We start from the raw sequence: 18,773 nt of genomic DNA, 5'->3' as shown, positions 1-18,773 counted from the left end.
GTGGTCCACACCGACCGCGGATCGCAATTCCGATCAAGAAAGTTCGTCCGCGCGCTCGCTCGTCACGGCTTGACCGGGTCGATGGGCCGGGTCGGCGCGGCGGGCGACAACGCCGCGATGGAGAGCTTCTTCGCGTTGCTGCAGAACAACGTTCTCGACCGGCGTACCTGGAACACTCGCGAGGAACTGCGGATCGCGATCGTCACCTGGATCGAGCGCACCTACCACCGCCGACGACGCCAAACCGGCCTCGGCCGGTTGACCCCCGTCGAATACGAAGCAATCATGACCACGCCAGCCAGCCAGGCTGCGTGACTACAACTGTCACCTACTCGTGCAGCAGACCCAAACCTGGAACAATCCGAACGCTGGTCGGCCCCTGGAGAAACCCCATGGCGTGGTTCTCTGCTGCTCTCAGGTGAGGAAGACGACCGGACTTACACATGGTGGCCTTGGTTGTTCGTGCAGTTCGGCGGATTGGTGGAGGTTGTCAGCGTGGCTGCCTCCTGCGGTGTGCCTGCGCGGGCGATAATCCTTCATCCGAGGTCGTCTATAGCGCTTCGCGCGAGTGCTTCGGCAGCTCTGTTGTTCGCGGTGTGTGGCTCACGCCCGCCTTCCGCACGGCGCCCTCACCGGCCGAAATTTCGGTGAGCGGGACGTGCCCAGCAGGAGCGGACTGGGCACGTCCCGCCGGCGTCAGGTCGACGCCACACGACGGCAGGGCTTAGCCGAGGTTCCCGATCCTCGACGCCGCTTGCCGTCGTGCACCACCGGGCAGCCGTCCCCCGACGGTGCCCGTGTCTTGGACGCGACAGGTGAGGACGCAGGTGCCCGTCGCGCGGGTGGGGCGACCATCGACACGGTCAGCAGTCACGGGCTTGCATACTCATGTAGCTCTCTTCGGGTCATGAGGTGGCGGGGTCATTGCGACTGATCAGCTAGACATCGGCCAGCGGCGGCCAACATCGGGTTGAGTACTTCACTTCCAATCGGCGCTAACGGAAGCGTCCGCGGCGTGGCCTGCGTTTTTCGACAGGGCGCGGTACGGTGCATTCGCGGTTTGTCACCGGTATTCCCGCGGTTTGCACCCAATCCAGCAGTGGTGACGTAGCGGCGTCCCAGTTCTCCTCACCGCAGTCGTCGACCAGCGTGGTCGCGGTGCGCATCAGCGCGGTCGACGCTCGCGGCCGTTCCACGACGCGCACCTCGCGTCTGTCCACATAGGACGCGAGTGAGGTGGAGAGCGGCGCGGGCATCCACCTGTACTGGCTGGCTTTGTAGCGCTGCTGTGCAGCGCGCACGACGCTGGCCACGGTCCCTGATGGGCACAGCAGGGTGACGCCGGAGCTGTGTGGGAACATCGCCAGCGCCGCGACCACAGCCTGAACTTGCGCAACTCTTTCATGGTGGTCGGCGCCCCTGACACGGCTTACGCGGACCCACCCACCGCTGGTGAGCGCCACCCCCGCCGCCAGCATCTGGTGAGTGCTGGGCAGCCGGTGCAGCCGTGCATCGAAGGTGACCATGCGCGGGTCGGTTTGTTCGTGGAAATCTGTCCACGCCCGGCCGTGCGGCCGAATGACCTGCGGCTCGCCGCTCAACCGCTCGATGAGGGCGGTGTCTGGCCTTTGCGCGTTGAAGAAGCTGCGCTCGACTCGTACAGCCTGGTTCCGGCACGCGAGCCGGCGCAGGACGCGTTCGTCGTCGACAAGGCCCTGCACCGTGTCGGATGTGACAGCTCGGCACGTGCACTGGGCCAGCACGAGCCATTGCCCGGACAGCAGTGGCGCGTGGCGCACGGTCAGCCGGTGGTCAAACTCGTAGGCAAGGTTCGCCGCCTGTCTGACGGGGATCGCGAAACGTGACGCGGTGGCCGGGCGTGCGTTCGGATTCTGCGAGGTTCGTCCGTGGTGATCGGTCAACAGCTCGTCTCCCCGCCGCGCGCTGCACCGGGCTGCGCAGGCGATGCCGGTCGTGGCGGTGGGTTGCGGAGTGGCTGGTGACTGGGTTCCACGTAGATGTGGACCAGTGTGGGCGCGGTGGCGTGAAGCGCGTCCGTCAACGCGTCACGCAGCGCGGCCGGGGCCGTCACGCTGAAGGCGTGGCAGCCCATGCTCTGCGCGAGCCCGACGAAGTCGAGGCCGTTGATGTCGAGGCCGGGAACGCCGTGTGCGCCTGCGTCGGCCGCCATGGCGTGCAGGGCGCCGTACCCGCTGTTGTCCAGCACGATGATGGTGATCGGTGTGTGCTGCTGGGCTGCGGTCCACAGCGCTTGGGGCCGGTACATCAGGGAGCCGTCGCCGACCAGGGCCACGATGCGGCGGGTGGGTGCGGCCAGCGCGGCGCCGACGGCGGCCGGGACGCTGTAGCCCAGTACGCCGCCGCCGGTGGTCAGGAATCCGGCGTCGGTGTGCGTGATCGGCAGATGCCGGTGCAGCTCGGTGCGGTGGCTGGGGATTTCCTCGACCACCACGGCGTCGGCGGGCAGGAGTTCGGCGAGCGTGGCGAGTACCTGTGCGGCGGTGATCGTCTCGCTTTGCGGTGGTGCTGGCGTGGGTGTGCGCTGGGGCGGTGGCGGCACGGGTGTCCAGGACGCGGTCGCGGTGATCAGGCTGTCGATACCGAGCGCGAGGCTGGTGTGGATGCCGATGGCGTCAGCAGGGGTGCGGGCCAGGATTTGGGGGTCGTCGCTGACCACGAAGAGCCTCGACAGCGCGTGTTGTGCCTGCGTGGGCACGTGGTAGGTGAACGCGGGCGCGCCGAGCACGACGATCGCGTCGTAGCCGGTCAGCGCGGCGGTCAGCGGCCCTTCGGATGCGGCGAGGTGTCCGGCGAAGCGTGGGTGATTCTCGGGGAAGCTGCAGCGGTGCGACAGCGGTGCTGCCCACACGTCGGGGCCCAGCCGGTCGACGAGCGTGACCAGTGCCGGGACGGCGCCCTCCTGGTCCGCGGCCGCGCCGACGACGAACGCGGTGCGCGAGCTGCGCCCGAGCACGTCGACGAGTTCCCGCACCGCTGTCGGGTCCGGGCCGCAGGGCGCTGGCCGTGGCCGGTCGCCTACCGGTGAGGCGGGCGCGGCCCAGTCATCGGCCGGCACGGACAGCAGCACCGGCCCGCAGGGTGGCTGGGTCGCGATCTGCACGGCGCGCGCGAGGGTCTCGGGCACGTCCTGCGCGCGAGCAGGCTGGCAGGCCTGCTTGAAGTAGGTGCCGCCGAGGCCGGTGGGGTCGAGGTTGGCCAGGAACGGGTCGTGCGGCAGCATCGCGCGGGCTTGCTGGCCCGCGAGCACGACGAGCGGCGTCCGGTTGTGGTGGGCGGTGATGATGGCACCCATGGCGTTGCCGATGCCGGCGGCGGAGTGCAGGTTGACCAGCACCGGGCCGCTGGTGATCTGCGCGTAGCCGTCCGCCATCGCCGTGGCGGCGCCTTCCTCGAGGGCGAGCACGTACCGGAAGTCGATCGGCCACGGTGCGAGGAAGCCGAGTTCGGTCGAGCCGGGATTGCCGAACACGGTGGTCATGTCCTGGGCGCGCAGGAAGTCGTGGACGGCGTCGCGGACGGTCGGCACGGGTGTACTCCTGGATTCGTGGGGGTCAGCCGAGGCGCCTGCGGGTGCCAGCGTCGCGGTGAGATCGGCGGCGAGCTCGGCGCGCAGGGCGACGAAGGCGGCGGACTCGCGGGTGCGGATTTGGTGGCGTGGTGCGGGCAGGTCCACGGTGAGGGTGCTGTGGACGGTGGTGGCGGGGCCGCGGGAGAGGGTCAGTACGCGGTCGCCGAGGTATGCGGCTTCGTCGAGGTCGTGGGTGACCAGTACGGTGGTGACGGCGTGCTGGTGGCGGACGCGCAGCAGCAGGTCTTCGAGTTCGAAGCGGGTCTGGGCGTCGACGGAGGCGAACGGCTCGTCCAGCAGCAGGATGGCGGGCCGGGTCGCGAGCGCGCGGGCCAGCGCCACCCGCTGCTGCATGCCGCCGGAGAGCTGCGCCGGCCGCTTGCGGTCCACATCGGACAGGCCTACCGAGGTGAGTGCGTCGCGGACCCGTTGCGTGCGTTCGGTTTTGTCCAGTCCGGTGTCGAGCAGGGGCAGGGCGACGGTGTCGGCGACGCGTAGCCAGGGCGGCAGTGAGCGGTGGTAGTCCTGCAGCACGACGGCGATGCCGCGGTCGAGGTCGGTGACCGGCTGGCCGGCGACCTCGACGCGGCCGCGGGTCGGGGGCTGCAGACCGGCGAGGATGCGCAGCAGGGTGGTCTTGCCGCAGCCGGACGGGCCGACCACGCACAGCATCTCCCCCTCGGCGACGGTGAAGGAGACATCCTCCAGCGTCGGCTGGGCGTCGTAGGTGTGGCCGACGTCGGTCACGGTCAGCGCAGGGATGGTCATCGTGCCGGTCCTCGGCGCTCGGTGTCGTGGTGCTGCCAGGCGAGCAGGTGGCGCTGGGTGCGCTGCAGCAGCAGGTGCAGGGTGTAGCCCAGCGCGCCGATCAGGCAGATCCACGCCCACATCTGCGGCAGCGCGAAGGTGCTGCGGGAGAGGTTGAGCTGGTAGCCGATGCCGCTGGTGCTGCCCACGAGCTCGGAGATGACCATGAGGATCAGCGCGATGGCCAGGCTGATCCTCAGGCCGGCGAAGATCCGTGGTGCGGCGGCGGGGATGACGATCCAGAGCACCCACCGCGCCCGGCTCAGCCGGAAGGCGCGCATGGTGTCGGTGAGCTCGGGGGTGATGGCGCGGGCGCCGTCGAGGGTGTTGAGCAGCACCGGCCAGATCACTCCGGTGATGATCGTGACCACCTCCATGGTGGTGGTCAGGCCGAGGATGACCAGGAAGACGGGCACGAGCAGCGGCTGCGGCACCGCGCGGGCGAGAGCGATCGGCACACGCGCGTAGGCGAACGCCCTCGGGCAGCGGCCCAGCCACAACCCCAAGGCCACGCCGAGCAGTCCCGCGCCGGCCCAGCCGCCGAGCATCCGGGCCAGGCTCGGCACGATGTCGGCGGTGACCGTGTCGCCCAGCCACAGCCGCGAGGGCGGGCCGGACAGCCACAGCTGCCCGGCCGCCTCGGCGATGCGCACCGGGCCGGGAAAGTAGGGGTGTCCGGCGGCGGTGGTGACGAGCTGCCACACCGCGATCCAGCCCGCGGCCAGGGCCACCGGGCGCAACGCGGAGAGCCACCGCGCGCGGTCGGGAAGCCTCATGCGGTGGCACCTCGCGACGCCCAGGGCATCCACCGCTGCTGCGCGGCGCTCAGCGCGAGGTCGACCGCGCAGTTCGCGGTGGCGGCCAGGACGGTCACGGCGAGCACGAGGTCCATGCGCCCGGCCGAGGAGCCCCACAGGTAGGCGGCCTGGCCGATCCCGACGCCGCCGCCGGCCAGGAACTCGGTTCCGACCAGCACGATCAGCGCGATCGCAGCCGACAGCCGGATCCCGGTCAGCACGACCGGCGCGATGCTGGGCAGCACGTGCCACAGCAGCCGCTGCCGGCGCGGGATGTGGAAGATCCGGGTGATGTCCACCAGGCGCGGTTCGATCTCGTCGAGTGCGTGCAGCGTGCTGATCAGGATCGGCCAGGTCGCCGCGAACACCGCCAGGCTGATCTTGGTCTGGGCGTCACTGCCCAGCAGCACGATCACCAGCGGGATCAGCGCGACGCTGGGCAGCGGCCGCAGCACCTCCACCAGCGGCTGCAGCACCCACCGCAGCACCGGCAGGTACCCCAGCAGCAGGCCGAGCGTCACGCCGAGCACCGCCGCGGCCAAGACGGCGATCATCCAGGACAGGCCGGTGGACACCGCGTGGCGCAGGAACTCCCGGTCGGTCACCAGATCGCCCAGCGCGAGCGTCACCGTGCTGGGCGGGGGAACGAAGGCACGGTCGACCAGGCCTGACCTGCTCAAGGCCTCCCACGCGGCCAGCACACCGGCCAGGCCGGTCACGGCGCGCAGCGCGGTAGCAGCGGTCATCGGGTCCTAGCCTGCGGTCGGCACGATGAGCTGGTCGGCACTCAAGTCCTTGCCCGGCATCGCTCCGTTCGCGCGCATGAGGGCGATGACGCGCTGCAGCCGGGCCGGGTCGAGCGAGGTCGGGAACCGGCCCAGCGACAGCGACGGCACCGACTCCGCGGGCACCTTCGTCAGATCCGGCAGCACCTCGGCGAGCGCACGCCGATCGGTGTCGGCGAGCTGGTTCGCCTTCTTCATCGCGCGCTGGAACGCCGCGACCGTCTTCGGGTTGTCCTGGGTGAACTGCGTCTGTGCGACGTAGCCGCTCAGCGGCATGTCCGCGGTCGGCCCGGTGATCAGCGGCAGAACCGGTTTGGCACCGAGCTCCTGCGCGGCGCGCGAAATGTAAGGCTCCACGAGCACGCCGGCCTGGATCTGGCCACTGCCCAGCGCGGCCTGGATGTCGGGAAACTTCACCGGCACGTACGCCGCCGCACCGGGCTCCAGGCCATTGTTGCGCAGCAACTCCCGCACCAACAGCTCGTTGATGTTGCCGCTGGCGTGCACGGAGACCTTCTTGCCCGCCAAGTCCTTGGGCTCGCGGATGTTCGATTCGGGCTTGGCCACGAGCACCAGCGAGTCCTGCGTGCCCTGGTAGGCGTCGAACACGATCCGGCCGTCCACCGACCGGTTCGCCGCCGCGTGGAAGAAGCTGACGTAATTGATCAGGCAGATGTCCAGCGAGCCGCCACCGACCGCGGTCAACGCCTCCGGACCCGACCCGTACACCTTCACCTCGACGCCGAGCCCCTCCTGCGCGAAGAAGCCCCGCTTCTCGGCCAGCCGGACCGGCGCGTTGTCCACTGTGGCCAGAATGCCGATCGTGATCCGGCTCTTCTCCAGATCACCCTGCGACGCGGAATGCGAGTCCGAGCCGGGCGTCCCGTTCAGCAGGCCGCAGGAGCTCACGCTCAGCATCATGAACGCCGCGGCTAGCGCCCCGGCCAGCCTGCGACGATGGCCACGAAAACGCAGTGAACCGGGCACGGCGAACCAACCCCTCGAAACAACGGCGAATGACAGGCCGTGATCATCCCGAAGTCAAAGGCAGCTGCGGAAGCCCGAGCGGAGGGGCATTTTTCGGGGGCATTTTTATCTGCCCCCTTGCGCGTGCCCCCTAACGCGCTACCTTATGTAACCGCTTGAATACACGCATACGAAAGAGCCGGACAATGCCCGAGTTGCCCCTTCGGGCCGCACGCATGCGGCTGCCCTCGGAGGTGAAGCCTGGCGAGGTGATGAGTGCAGCCGAGGTCACCGCACTCGTCAACCAGTACATCCAAGAGCACCACCCGGAAGGCGGCCGCGCCCATCTGCTCGGGCCGAGGGATCTGGCCCGGTTGGAGCGTCAGGCCGTACGATGGCCGCACGCCGTGCGCCGTGAGGCGCTGCGTGCCGTTCTGCGGGTCGAGCGTGACGCCGACCTTGGGTTCGCTCCCCGCAGTCAGCGCAGAGCTCCCGACGCCGCCGCAGACAGTGTCGTCATGGTGAGCGGTGTCCGTCACACCCCAACCTATGTTGGTGACACGCTGCATGTCCCGGCCACGGCACAACGTCTGCCGACGGTGGATCTGCCCGCTGTGGTCAGCCCTGGTGACATCAGGGAGATTCGTGAGGCCACCGACTTGTTCCGGCTCTGGGACGCCAGCCACGGCGGCGGTGTGCTGCGCCAGGTTGCGCTCGACCGGGTCCACTTTGCCGCGCGTTTGCTCGATGTCCCCTGCCCGAGCAAGTACCGCAGGGACTTGTACTCAGCGGTGGGACGTCTGGCGCAGATAGCGGCGTTCATGAAATTTGACGCCAAGGAGTACGACGACGCCACGAAGCTGTTCATGTTCAGCAAGGACTGCGCGCAGGAGGTTGAGGACTGGAGCCTGCGCGCCAGCATCTACACCTTGATGGCGCGTCAGGCGTTCTGGCAGGGGGACGCCGAGACGGCCCGCACTCACATCGAGTTCGCCATGGTGCGCTTGGATCGGCTCACGCCGACTGAGCGGGCGGTGGTGTTCGCCGTCTACGCGCGGGCGCTGGCCAAGTTGGGTCTGGTCCGGGAAACCGTCGAGGCGGTAGCCAAAGCTGATGATGCTTTCGGTGCTGCCACGGGTGCCGTCGGCTACGCCGCATACTACGACGAGGCCGAGCACCACGGCGAAACCGGACACGCCTTGTCGGACCTGGCTGGGCACGGTGTCGGCGGCGTCGAGGCCGCGAAGCGGTTGACCACCGCCATCACTCTTCATCCGGAGCAGTACGTCAGGGCGCGCACCTTCTGTCGGCTGCGGCTGGCGGGCATGTTACTGGCCACCGGCGAGCTCCAGGAGGGCGCCGCTATGGGCATCTCGGCCGTTAAGGACGCTGCATCCATCCGGTCGGCCCGTATCGATGGCACCATGCTGGATCTGGGCAGGCTCGCGGGGCGTCGCACCGGTAACCCTGACGTGGCCGAACTGCACGGACGGATCCGTACGCTGGTGCCCGTCGCCGCGAATGGATTGGCGCGTTAGATGATCGGCGCGCTAGAAAACGGCGCACTAGTCTTGGCCCAGTGAATGCGGACACCTTGCGCCCTGTCGTGCTGGCCGCGGCCGCCCATGCGGGAGCCAGCGGCAACGATGCGCATCTCATCCGGTTGGGCCACAACGCGATCTACCGGCTAGACAGGGCGGTGATCGCCCGCATCGCCCGCGTCGACCGGTACGCGGTCGCCCGTAAGGAGATCGACGTCGCCCACTGGCTGGCCAGCATGGGGGTGCCTGCGGTACGGCCGATCGACGACATCGACCAGCCGATCATGGTCCGGGGACATGCGGTGACCTTCTGGCACGAGCTGCCGCCGCACGACAACGCCAACCGTGTCGAACTCGCCACCGTCCTGCGCGCGCTGCACACGCTGCCCGTTCCCGAATTCGAGCTGCCGAGGCTCGACCCGTTCGAAGGACTCGCGGACGTCATCGAGAACGCGAGCGGCACAGCTGACGGCGACCGCGATTTCCTCCGCAGCCACCTGGCCGAGCTGATGGCCCGGTACACGGCTCTGCCCGCCGGCCGGCCGCAGTGCGTGGTGCACGGCGACGCCTGGCCGGGGAACATCGCACGAACCCAGGACGGCTCCCTGCTCGTGCTGGACCTCGAGCAGGTCGCCGTCGGACCACCCGAGTGGGATCTGCTGCACACCGCCATCAGTCACGCGACCACCGGCACCCTGCCCGAACGGCAATACCAGGAATTCTGCTGCACGTACGGGCTCGACGTGACCGGCTGGCAGGGCTATCCGGTGCTACGCGATATCCGTGAGCTCCGTCTGGCCCTGTTCGCTGTCCAGATAGCCGCCGAAGATCCCCGCCAGCAGCATCAGGCCAGGCACCGGCTCGCCTGCCTTCGCGGCGATCTCGGTCCCCGCCCATGGTCCGGCTGGACCAATATCCCCTGACCGGCCCTCGGACCGAGTCACATCTGGCCCCTCATCGCGATCGAACGAAACGGACCGGCCTCGCCGGGCTACAGAGTTGTATGCGGACGTCGGCCTGGGCGTCGTGCGCAAGCCGCCGTCCATCGTGCCTCGTGCTGGATAAACGATGACGTCATCGATGCCGTCGCTGGGCACGAGTCTGCGCCGAATAGCGGTGTTGCGTCCGTTGGCAGTGCCCCCTCCGATAGGAGCGGTCGTCCTTGTTTGGGTGGCCCAGCGGCAACGGTGACGCTTCGAGCCCGGCACCACACCCGACCTCCGTAGCTGCGCGGGTCAGGTCCCTGTACCAGGGTGCATACAGCTCCTCGAGTCATGCTGTCCCATTACGGCACGCCACCGTCAATGACGATGCCTCTGGCGAGGGGGCATCCATAAATGCCCCCATAAAGTGTCCCCATTCAAAGCCTTTCTTTTTTGCCTGTGTCGGCCCAAGATCCTTCGTGCCATCAACGACAGGGATTACGAGCGTGGAATGTGCCGCTCGTATGGCGTCGAGCCAGTAGGGATCACACTGCGGCATGAAAGAAACAATCTCAGCGTACGAAGGTGCACCGTCCGGCTCTGTGGAGCACCAGGTGAGGTCAGGCGGCTGGCTGGAATCACGTCGGCACGGCTGGCGTGACCAGTTCGCGCACATTCAGGCTGTGCCAGCCCGCGACGAGGTCCGCTGACCATGGTGTTTCCCTGGCGGCCGCCGACGATGGCGAACTGGCGCGTACGCACCAAGCTCGTTGTGGTGATGGTGCCGCTGGCCCTCGCCGTGTTCTGGCTGGCCGGCAACCGGATCGTGGCGCAGGAGAGCACCTACGGCGATCTCGTCAGAGCACAACACGCTCTTGAGGTGTGCGCCCGTGGCTGGGAAGTGACCGACGCGCTGCAGGCCGAGCGCAGTGCCGTCATGGGCTTTATTCACAGTGGCCGCAAGGACAGCGCCTCGCTGGTCGAGGCGGTGCAGCGGGTTGATGCTGCGCATGCCGCCTTGCGTGCAGCCGTTCGTGCGCCGGAGCAGCTGAACACGGCCGTGGCGGCCAGCGCGGACAAGGCGTTGACCGAGTTGGACGGGCTGGACGGGCTGCGTCGGACGGTGCAGCAGACGCGGTATCCGGATGTCTCCGCGCTTGCGCGCTACGGCCAGATCCTGGACGGGCTCGTGTGGATGGGCCGCAGCACGGCCGACAGCGTCAGCACACTGCCGGTCGGCTCCGATGTGGCGGCGCTGCAGGCTCTTGGCGCCGCGCAGGAACACCTGAGCACGCAGAACGCGATCCTGGTCGCCGCCGCCTACAGCCGTGATCTTCCGCCGCAGCAAGCCAACCTGCTGCGGGCGGCTCAGTCCCGGTTCGACGCCGCGATCGGCGAGTTCACCGCTGCCGCGGGACCGCAGTTGCGGCAGCGGTACCAGGACGTGGTCAGTGGTGCCGAGGTGGACGAACGCAGCCGGCTGGTTCAGCTGGCGCTCGTCCAGTCCGGCGCGAACCGGCCGATCAGCGTGGATGCCGCCGCTGCTGCGCGCACCGGGGCGGCCACGGCCGGCCGCATCACCGCAGTCCGCAACGAGGTCGCTGCCGGCGCGGGAGCCACAACCAATGCTCTGGCCACCTCAGCTCGGCAGACGACGTGGGAAGTCAGCGCGGGAATCGTCGCGGTGCTGCTGATCGCGTTCGCGGTGGCCGTGCTGATGGCCCGCACCATTCTTCGGCCGCTGAGGGTCCTGCGGCACACCGCTCTGCGCGTGGCCAAGCACGACCTGCCCGAAGCGATCGAACGCATCCTTGACCACCGGGATCCCTTTGATGTGGTCGACGACGAGATCCTGACGGTACCGATCCACTCCCGCGAAGAGACCGGTCAGCTGGCGCGCGCTTTCGAGACGGTCCTCTTCGCGGCCGTGCACCTCGCCGCCCAGCGCGCTCACCTGCGTGACAACGTCAACGCGGTGCTCGTCAGCCTTGCCCGGCGTTCGCAGACCCTCCTCGAACATCTGCTCGCCGGGATCGACGTGCTGGAGCGCGACGAACAGGATCCCGACCGGCTCGCGCGGCTGTTCGAGCTGGATCATCTGGCGACCCGCATGCGCCGCAACTCGGAGAATCTCCTGGTGCTCTCCGGCGCAGGACTGGGCACACGGCTGGCTCGCCCGGTCGCGCTACACGAGGTGCTCTACGCCGCGGTCTCCGAGATCGAGCAGTACACCCGCGTGGACACCGAGGCGAAGGCCGAGGTGGCGGTCCTCGGACACGTCGCCAAGGACCTCGTGCACCTGCTGGCGGAACTGCTCGACAACGCCACCGTCATGTCCGAGCCGCCGACGAAGGTCACCCTGCGCGGTGACCTCGACCGCCGCCGACGCCACCTCGTCATCGAGGTTCACGACACCGGTATGGGCATGCCCGAGGACCTTATCCGGCAATACAACCAGTTTCTGGCCGCGCCTCCCGACCTGGACGTCAAGGCAGCCGAACGCATGGGACTGCACGTGGTCGCCCGCCTTGCGCAGCGACACGGCATCCCCGTCTCACTGCGGGCCGGCGGCACCCTCGACGGAGGCATCACCGCGCGAGTCGCCGTGCCGGTCACCTTGCTCGCCGACGCACAGCCGCCCGTACTACCCGCCCTGCACGCAACCGCCAATCCACAGCCACAGCTCGTCGCGGCTGCCGGCGAGGCAGAGCTCGTCCAGCCCTCTGACCACGAGGGGCACGCCCAGCCCGGGGACGAAGCACACACCACACAGCTGCCCAGGCCGACTCCACCGGCTCGGCGGAGCGTGTCAGGACACGTCACCGACAGCCCAGCCTCACCAGTCGACGGCCATGCAGCCGACTCTGACGCCACCACCGAGCGGCTCGAGCCGATTGCGGAGTTGTCCGAGTGGTTCACCCCCGACCAGGGCGCTGTTCCGAAACCGGCCGGTCCCGATGGTATGAGGACGACAGCGGCCGATGCCGCCTCCACGCGTTCCCGCGGTAGTGGCGCCGGGCCTGCTGCGCTCTACGAGCTACGCAGGGGACTCCGTGCCGCGACTGTCACCAGCTGGAGCGCGCCGGGAGACCCCGGATGGGATGCGGCGAACGCCATTCTGGCCGGCGCCACGCTCGACGAGCAGCCGGGCAGCGGCTTGCCCAAACGCACTCCCAAAGCCCGCCTCGTACCTGGTTCACCAGCCGCGCCGGACTCCGCAGTCACGCCTACGGCCGACCCCGAGCGGACACGGCGGCACCTGGGGAGCCTTCAGCGCGGCGTGCAGCGAGCGCGCGACGAAGCCGGCACGCCGACGCCCCCCATCGCCACCACCGAGGTGACCGACCGATGACCACAGCAGACATGACCACGGCAGCCGCAGGCTGGAACTGGCCACTGGACGACTTCGTCACCCGCACAGCGCGGGTCTCGCACGCCATCGTCCTGAGCGCGGACGGCCTGCTCGTGGCGCGATCACGGCGCCTGCCGAAGGATCGTGCTGACCAGCTGGCCGCGGTGATCTCCGGTCTGGTGAGCCTGGCCCAAGGCGCGGCGAAGTGCTTCGACGCAGGCACCACCCGCCAATGCGTCGTGGAGATGGAACGAGGCTTCCTGCTGGTCAACTCCGTCGCAGACGGCAGCAGCATCGGTGTACTCGCCGGCCCGGACGCCGACCTCGGTGTGGTCGGCTACGAAGTCACGAAACTGGTGGGCTTGTTCGGAGAGCACCTCACGCCGGACGTGCGCACCACCCCGTTCGCAGCTGGAGCAGGCGGATGAGAACGGCCATCCGCTGTGGCGTCGCACGCCATCACCAGCGCAACCGAAGCCAGGCGATGACTCGAGCGACCCGCCGCCGTGTGCGACACCGCGGCCACCGACCTCGGCCCGGCGGCAATCGGAGCCGAGTCTGGGGGTGCCACCGCGCGACCACGCGTTTTCGATCCGCGAGGTCTGCGCGGTGGCCTGGGTGGTGGCGCAGCACCGCACGCCTCCTTGCTGCGCCACCACCCGCCACCGGCCACACAGGACCGGACACGTCACGGGCCCCGCGCGGTGCCGGCGCCGGTGCCGGTGCCGGTGCCGGTGCCGGTGCCGGTGCCGGTGCCCCGAGACGACCACCTCACCGACCTGACCACACGCGCCGCCCACCCCCCCGTCCTCGGCGCGGCACCGAAAAACGAACTGGATTCAGCCGCTGTGACAGTCACGTCCTGGTACCGGACGGCCATCGTCGTGGCCGTCGCCGCCGCGGTCATGCTCGCCGCCGCCCCCGCTGCTGCGGTCGGCATGGCCCAGGCGCCCGCCAAGGGCTCGACCTAGCCACCCGATCGGACCGCCCGACACCCCCGGTAAGTCGAGGCGGTCGCCGTGCACCGACGACACACCAGCGCACCCGCGCTTGGTGCGGCAGCGGTCGCGGCAGCCGGGTGGCGGCGCGATCCCCCTCGTGCCGCATCGCGCCGCCACCCGGTCCACTCACCCACCATCACCACCACACCCATGCGAGACGAGATATCCACGTGAGCAGCGACTCCCGCACACCGCCCGCCACCGCTGAGCCGCCCTGGAAGCGCGGCGTCACCGGCCTGCTCTACCCCGGCACCGCCACGCCGGCCCACCCCGCACCGATCACATGGACCCGGCAGCGCAGCGCCTGGGTCATGATGGCGGGGATCCCCGCCACGCTGTTCTTCAGCGAAGTGTGGAACCGGTCCTTCAGCCTCTTCAACGACAGCACCGGTCTGCATCTGCCGCTACCGCCGACGCTGCTGCGTTTTGACGTGACCCCGATCGGCGAAGCCAAGCGCGTGGTGTTCCTCATGCTGCTCGCCGTGCTCGTGCTCGTCTGCCTGCACAGCATCGGCGGGCGACAGGCGATGGGCCTGGACGAGCGCACGACACCACGCGACCACATCGCCGCCTTCGGCTACTACCTCCGGCTCGTCTGCCCGGCCGCCATCATCGGGTTCATCGTGGTTCGGGCTGCGGAACTGGCCTGGCCGTCGCTGCAGCCGTGGACCGGTGCCCAAGCGGTATGGCCAGGCTGGCTGGAAACACTGAGGTCGATCGGCTCAGGGTTCTGCGAGGAGGTCATCGCGACCGTCCTGATATGCGTCATCCTCGAGCACGTCCGCCGTCGCGGCGGCCGGACGTGGGTCGGGTCCGGTATCGGCGCTGTCTTGGTGGTCGCGGTCCATCTCTCCTACCACCTGCACTACGGATTGCGGGCACTCGTCCTGGTCATCCCCGTCTACCTGACCGTGCTGTGCTGGCGCCACACCCGAAGCCTGCCCGGCATCGTCCTGGGCCACATCGCCTACAACCTGATGGCAGACCTTAACGTCAACGCGTTGCTGGCGCTTGTGGCGTTCGTCGTCGTCGGCTCGCTGCTGGACAACCGGTGGTGGCGTCACCGCGGCTGGAAACACACCCACACCGGCCCGGCCGCAACGAACACGGCCTCAGGCGGCGCCCTATGACCACCGCCACAATCGCGGCCCCACACCCACACGCCCAGCCACGACCACCCGTCCAGTTCTCCCACAACCACCCCGGCGAGCACTGGTGCGCCGTCTACCGGATCCGCTGCGGCTACGTCGAATGCACGCATGGCCACGTCAAGTCGCTCCGGCCGCCACGTCGATCCGGCACCTGACGCCCCGCCGGCGCGCTCGCACTCAGCGGCCACGTGTGGCGGATGCCAGGTGATCGACAGCGCGCGCCGACTCAGCTCGAGCATCACACCCTCCCACCCCCGCAGGGTGGGCATCAACGAAGGACCCCCACCGCATGAACGCCCTCACCAGAGGACTTGCTGCCGCCGCAGGCCTCGCGCTGGCCACACCGGTCGCCGTGCTGCCCATCCTCGCTACCGCGGCATCCGACATTGCGCCGGTCACCCGTCCGACCGTGACACCACTGGTCTTGATCGTCCCCGCCGCAACGACCGGCGTCGCAGACGCTCGTTCTCAGACTTCCTCGCACCGCCGGCTCGCCACGCCAGCCTGTGCGACGAACTCGCTCACCTCCGCTGGACACCTCGAACGCGTGTGCCGTTGACGAGGTCGTAGCGGGCTAGGTCCCACCAACAAGGAGACCTGAGCCTTTGGACGAGGCACTCGCCGAACGCGCGGCGGCCTGGGAATACCGCGACCCACGTGACCAGACCCCCACCTCATCCTCAGTCATGAATGGACCCGCCCGTGACGAATCCTGTGCTGCTGCCCGGCGCGATGCGACGTCGCGCTGGAGCCGGCGGTCACCGTTGCGGGCGCCTGCGGTGGTGATGTGTGGTGGCGCAGACCTCCCTTCCCTGCGTCACCAGACACGACACCGACCCGCACTGCGTCGTCTGCGAGTTCGCGTCAGGTTGGCGTTGCGGCGGATGGGATCCGGACCGGAAAGACCGGTCCTGGCGCAGGGTGCGACTGGCAGGCAAGCGCGCCGCGCCGACGCCCGCACCGCAGTCGACCGGCTACACAGGACCGCTGGTGGTCAGCCGAGAACCCGTTACAGGTCAGCGAGAACGTGTCTGCGCGACAGCGGCACGCGCTCGCTCATGAAGCTCCGGATGACCGCATGGGACTCCGGATTGTTTACAGCGCAACCGATAGGAGGAAAGTTCCGTCTTGGAAACCAACATTCGGCGTGGTTTCATCGCGGTGTTCGCAGCGATCATGCTCATGATCGGAGTCGCCCCGGCGGCTACTGGTCAGGTCGCCGCGACCTCGCCCACCGGTGAGGTCTCGGTCACGACGCCGGCGCCCTCGGGTGATGTCGATACCCAGGTCGTCGGCGGTGGGCAGGCGACCCGGCTCACCGACGGGCTCGTGGCTGTCGAGTACGACGCGCAGGACTACTACCGTGACGACCACCTGACCTGCACCGCGACCATGCTCGAGGACGAGAAGCGGCCGGGCTGGGTGCAGTGGGGCCTGCTGGCCGCGCACTGCGTTACGAACCTGCCGACGGGCATCGCGCAGGCGAAAGCCGCGTTGTTCAGCGAGCGGATCAACGGCTCGCCGGTCTGGATTCCGGTGCAGGCCAAGGCCTACCAGGTGCGGGCGGGCTCGCTCGACCGCACGCAGGTGGCCCCGGTGCCGGTCACGGAGATCGTCGTCTTCCCCGGCTGGGAGTGGATTCCCGGCGGCGAGGCCCCGGTCGAGAAGAAGGGCGCCGGCGACGCCGCGATGATCCGGCTGGCCACCCCGGTCCAGGTCCGGGGCGCCACCGTGGCCACCACCGAGCCGCGGCCGGGCTCGAAAGTCTCGCTCGTCGGATTCGGCCGGACCTCCAACTCGTCGGCGGCCTCACCCACGACGGCGTACCAGTTGCGCACCACGGTCCTGCAGCAGCAGGCCTGTGCCAGCGCGGAGATCTCCAGCACCGACATGTGCACCAACAACCCTCGCCGCAGCAACGGTCCCGGCAAGGGCGCGTGCAACGGCGACTCCGGCGGACCGGTCGTCGAGGAGAAGCCTGGCCGGGACCTGGTCGTGGGGGTGATCAGCCGCGGTGCCAACGTCGACTGCGGTGAAAGCCCCGACGTGAGCACCAGCATCGCCCCGATCTCCTCGTGGATCAACGCGGTGCGCAGGGGCGAGATCGCTCACGACCTTCCGCTCACCGCCGCACAGGGTGGCCCGATCCCGCACCCGAGCATCAAGATCACCACCACCGCGCCGATGCAGCGGGAACTGACGCGCGTCGGCTAGAAGTACCCGGCACGCGGCGAAGCCACGTCACGCGCCCATGACCACCCTGAGTTCAGGGTGGTCATGGTTCGGCGCGTCGTCGACGCTCGCTCGGCGGCGCGCCGAACCACCTACGGGGCACTCGGATACGCACACATGTTCTGCCGCCACCACGGATGCGGCGTGATCAGCACGAGTTTTCGAGTCGACATGGACCAGACGAACCAATGGCCCGTCCACCTGACATCCAACGCATCCTCGACGAGCTCGGCGGTCACCTCCGCGAGTGCCGCCTGAAAGCCAAGATCAGCGGCGCCGAGGCAGGACGCCGCGCGGGGATCAGCCAGTCCAAGGTTGCCAAGATCGAAAACGGCACACTGTGGGCCCAGCAAGCCGACCTGTACCACCTCGCTGATGCGCTGCGCATGGATCGCACCGCGACCGAACGGCTCCGGACCTTGATGAGCCAGTTGCAGGACGCCAGCGACACGATCGAGACCCCGGCGTCCCGTGTCAGGCGTGACCCGGAGACTCAGCAGGCCCTTGAGGAGCTCTGCGCCGTAATCCGGCAACACCGCGACAAGGCCGGGATGACCCGGGTCGAGGCAGGACGCCGCACGGGCATCGGCCGCAAGAGGATCGAGTACATCGAGAACGGCACACGGCGACCACCCACGGAAGACGAGGTAGGCAAACTGGCCGGCGCACTCGGCATGGACCCCGTCGTGACCGAGCGTGCTCTTGAGCAGGCACGTCAGCTGGCAGCGGCTCGGGGCTGCGGCGGCAGGCCGTGGAAACCGCCACGAGCACAGGTGGCGAACACGACTCCCCGGCCCTGATCCCGCATCGAAAACCCGGCGCCGATCAAGTGATCGGCTCAATGACCTGGTGATCAAGCCTGCAATTGCGAGTGCCTCACGTGGAACCGGATGACCATGCTCACCCTGCTTGGGAGAACATCCTGGGCCTTGCCGACCTCGCTGCCTCCCACGGACAGGAGGTCAGTTTTCCGCGCCGCCACGTGATCTTCGGGCACGACAGGTGGGGCGACCGGCTCTACATCATCCGATCCGGCAAGGTGAAGCTCGATCTGTACGCACGCGCACACGACAGGGAGATCCTGCTGACGATCCTCGGGCCGTCCGACATGTTCGGCGAGCTGTCGCTGTTCGATCCCGGCCCGCAGGCAGCGACCGCGACCGCGCTGACCGAGGTACGGGCCGTCAGCATCCACCGCGCCGCAGTGCGCGAGCGGATCAGCACCCGCCCCGAGTTCGCTGAGCACATGCTGAGTTCGCTGGCCCGGCAGGTACGGCGGACGTACTCCACGCTGACAGACCTGGTCCTCACTGATGTGCCCAGCCGTGTGGCCAAGTCGCTGCTCCAGCTGGCGGCCCAGTTCGGCCACACAGAAGACGGGGTGCTGCGGGTCCAGCACGATTTGACCCCGGAGGAACTGGCCGATCACATCGGCGCCACCCTCGATGCGGTGAACAAGGCGCTGTCGGTGTTCACCCGGCGCGGTTGGCTACGGGTGGATCACAAGAGCGTGCTCATCCTCGAACCCGACAGGCTGCGGCGGCACGCTACCCGCTGATCCAGCCCGAAGACGTGGAGTTCGGCGGCGGCCGCCCGTGATCGGCCTGC

General features: G+C 68.8%; 15 protein-coding genes. 10 read left to right on the top strand and 5 right to left on the bottom strand.

All coding sequences use genetic code 11. The features are described from left to right. A partial coding sequence (locus BMW88_RS38000) for an integrase core domain-containing protein (protein WP_143116456.1) occupies positions 1-315 on the top strand: 315 nt, incomplete at its 5' end. 680 nt (positions 316-995) lie between these two features. Here the strand turns inward: BMW88_RS38000 and BMW88_RS37995 are convergent. From BMW88_RS37995 to BMW88_RS37975, 5 genes are read right to left on the bottom strand one after another with little or no spacing between them, the layout of a single operon-like run. Next, on the bottom strand, positions 996-1,922 hold the full coding sequence (locus BMW88_RS37995) for a hypothetical protein (protein WP_143116455.1): 927 nt from the start codon (positions 1,920-1,922) through the stop codon (positions 996-998). After that, positions 1,919-4,378, bottom strand: coding sequence for a benzoylformate decarboxylase (mdlC, locus tag BMW88_RS44385; protein ID WP_089961117.1), 2,460 nt, complete (start codon positions 4,376-4,378; stop codon positions 1,919-1,921). The genes BMW88_RS37995 and mdlC overlap by 4 nt, the downstream gene beginning before the upstream one ends. After that, entirely contained in the window at positions 4,375-5,193 is an 819-nt protein-coding gene (locus BMW88_RS37985) for an ABC transporter permease (protein WP_089961114.1), read from the bottom strand. Before BMW88_RS37985 ends, mdlC begins: the two co-directional genes overlap by 4 nt. Further along, complete coding sequence (locus BMW88_RS37980; protein WP_089961112.1) at positions 5,190-5,960, bottom strand: ABC transporter permease; 771 nt, start codon at positions 5,958-5,960, stop codon at positions 5,190-5,192. Before BMW88_RS37980 ends, BMW88_RS37985 begins: the two co-directional genes overlap by 4 nt. A gap of 6 nt (positions 5,961-5,966) precedes the next feature. Continuing rightward, positions 5,967-6,908, bottom strand: a complete 942-nt coding sequence (locus BMW88_RS37975; RefSeq protein WP_177221618.1) for an ABC transporter substrate-binding protein — start codon at positions 6,906-6,908, stop codon at positions 5,967-5,969. Between the two features lie 263 nt (positions 6,909-7,171). On the opposite strand from BMW88_RS37975, the gene BMW88_RS37970 reads away from it, so the two are divergent. The 9 genes from BMW88_RS37970 to BMW88_RS37930 all read left to right on the top strand — a co-directional run bounded on the left by BMW88_RS37970 (position 7,172) and on the right by BMW88_RS37930 (position 18,723). Beyond that, positions 7,172-8,503 (top strand): NsdA family TPR-like regulatory protein, encoded by a 1,332-nt coding sequence (locus BMW88_RS37970; RefSeq protein WP_089961105.1) that lies wholly within the window; start codon positions 7,172-7,174, stop codon positions 8,501-8,503. A gap of 41 nt (positions 8,504-8,544) precedes the next feature. Then, the gene (locus BMW88_RS37965; RefSeq protein ID WP_089961101.1) at positions 8,545-9,429 is read left to right on the top strand and encodes a phosphotransferase enzyme family protein; all 885 of its coding nucleotides are present in this window, start codon (positions 8,545-8,547) and stop codon (positions 9,427-9,429) included. Between the two features lie 712 nt (positions 9,430-10,141). Next, the gene (locus BMW88_RS37960) at positions 10,142-12,781 is read left to right on the top strand and encodes a sensor histidine kinase (RefSeq protein ID WP_089961097.1); all 2,640 of its coding nucleotides are present in this window, start codon (positions 10,142-10,144) and stop codon (positions 12,779-12,781) included. Continuing rightward, positions 12,778-13,209 (top strand): roadblock/LC7 domain-containing protein, encoded by a 432-nt coding sequence (locus BMW88_RS37955; RefSeq protein WP_245778336.1) that lies wholly within the window; start codon positions 12,778-12,780, stop codon positions 13,207-13,209. The genes BMW88_RS37960 and BMW88_RS37955 overlap by 4 nt, the downstream gene beginning before the upstream one ends. Positions 13,210-13,629: 420 nt before the next feature. Further along, positions 13,630-13,752 carry a hypothetical protein gene (locus tag BMW88_RS44200; protein WP_281249509.1) on the top strand — a complete coding sequence of 41 codons (123 nt, stop codon included), beginning with the start codon at positions 13,630-13,632 and terminating at the stop codon, positions 13,750-13,752. A gap of 200 nt (positions 13,753-13,952) precedes the next feature. Next, on the top strand, positions 13,953-14,912 hold the full coding sequence (locus BMW88_RS37945; RefSeq protein ID WP_089961085.1) for a CPBP family glutamic-type intramembrane protease: 960 nt from the start codon (positions 13,953-13,955) through the stop codon (positions 14,910-14,912). Between the two features lie 1,149 nt (positions 14,913-16,061). After that, a complete protein-coding gene (locus BMW88_RS37940; protein ID WP_143116454.1) occupies positions 16,062-17,147 on the top strand; it encodes a S1 family peptidase in 1,086 nt (361 codons plus the stop codon). 206 nt (positions 17,148-17,353) lie between these two features. Then, positions 17,354-17,965, top strand: coding sequence for a helix-turn-helix domain-containing protein (locus BMW88_RS37935; RefSeq protein ID WP_089961079.1), 612 nt, complete (start codon positions 17,354-17,356; stop codon positions 17,963-17,965). Between the two features lie 80 nt (positions 17,966-18,045). Next, positions 18,046-18,723: a Crp/Fnr family transcriptional regulator gene (locus BMW88_RS37930; protein ID WP_089961076.1), complete on the top strand. Its 678-nt coding sequence runs from the start codon at positions 18,046-18,048 to the stop codon at positions 18,721-18,723. Positions 18,724-18,773: the final 50 nt, after the last annotated feature.

This window comes from Lentzea xinjiangensis (assembly GCF_900110955.1).
In the GTDB taxonomy this organism is placed as follows: domain Bacteria; phylum Actinomycetota; class Actinomycetes; order Mycobacteriales; family Pseudonocardiaceae; genus Lentzea; species Lentzea xinjiangensis.
Note: the sequence above shows the minus strand (reverse complement) of the source record. Positions and strands in the feature narration are given on the sequence as shown.

Bases quoted from the DNA above. Each gene is read 5' to 3' on its own strand.
- BMW88_RS37980 (WP_089961112.1), bottom strand. From the start codon at position 5,960: ATGACCGCTGCTACCGCGCTGCGCGCCGTGACCGGCCTGGCCGGTGTG.
- mdlC (WP_089961117.1), bottom strand. From the start codon at position 4,378: ATGACCATCCCTGCGCTGACCGTGACCGACGTCGGCCACACCTACGAC.
- BMW88_RS37955 (WP_245778336.1), top strand. From the start codon at position 12,778: ATGACCACAGCAGACATGACCACGGCAGCCGCAGGCTGGAACTGGCCA.
- BMW88_RS37985 (WP_089961114.1), bottom strand. From the start codon at position 5,193: ATGAGGCTTCCCGACCGCGCGCGGTGGCTCTCCGCGTTGCGCCCGGTG.
- BMW88_RS37960 (WP_089961097.1), top strand. From the start codon at position 10,142: ATGGTGTTTCCCTGGCGGCCGCCGACGATGGCGAACTGGCGCGTACGC.
- BMW88_RS37935 (WP_089961079.1), top strand. From the start codon at position 17,354: ATGGCCCGTCCACCTGACATCCAACGCATCCTCGACGAGCTCGGCGGT.
- BMW88_RS37970 (WP_089961105.1), top strand. From the start codon at position 7,172: ATGCCCGAGTTGCCCCTTCGGGCCGCACGCATGCGGCTGCCCTCGGAG.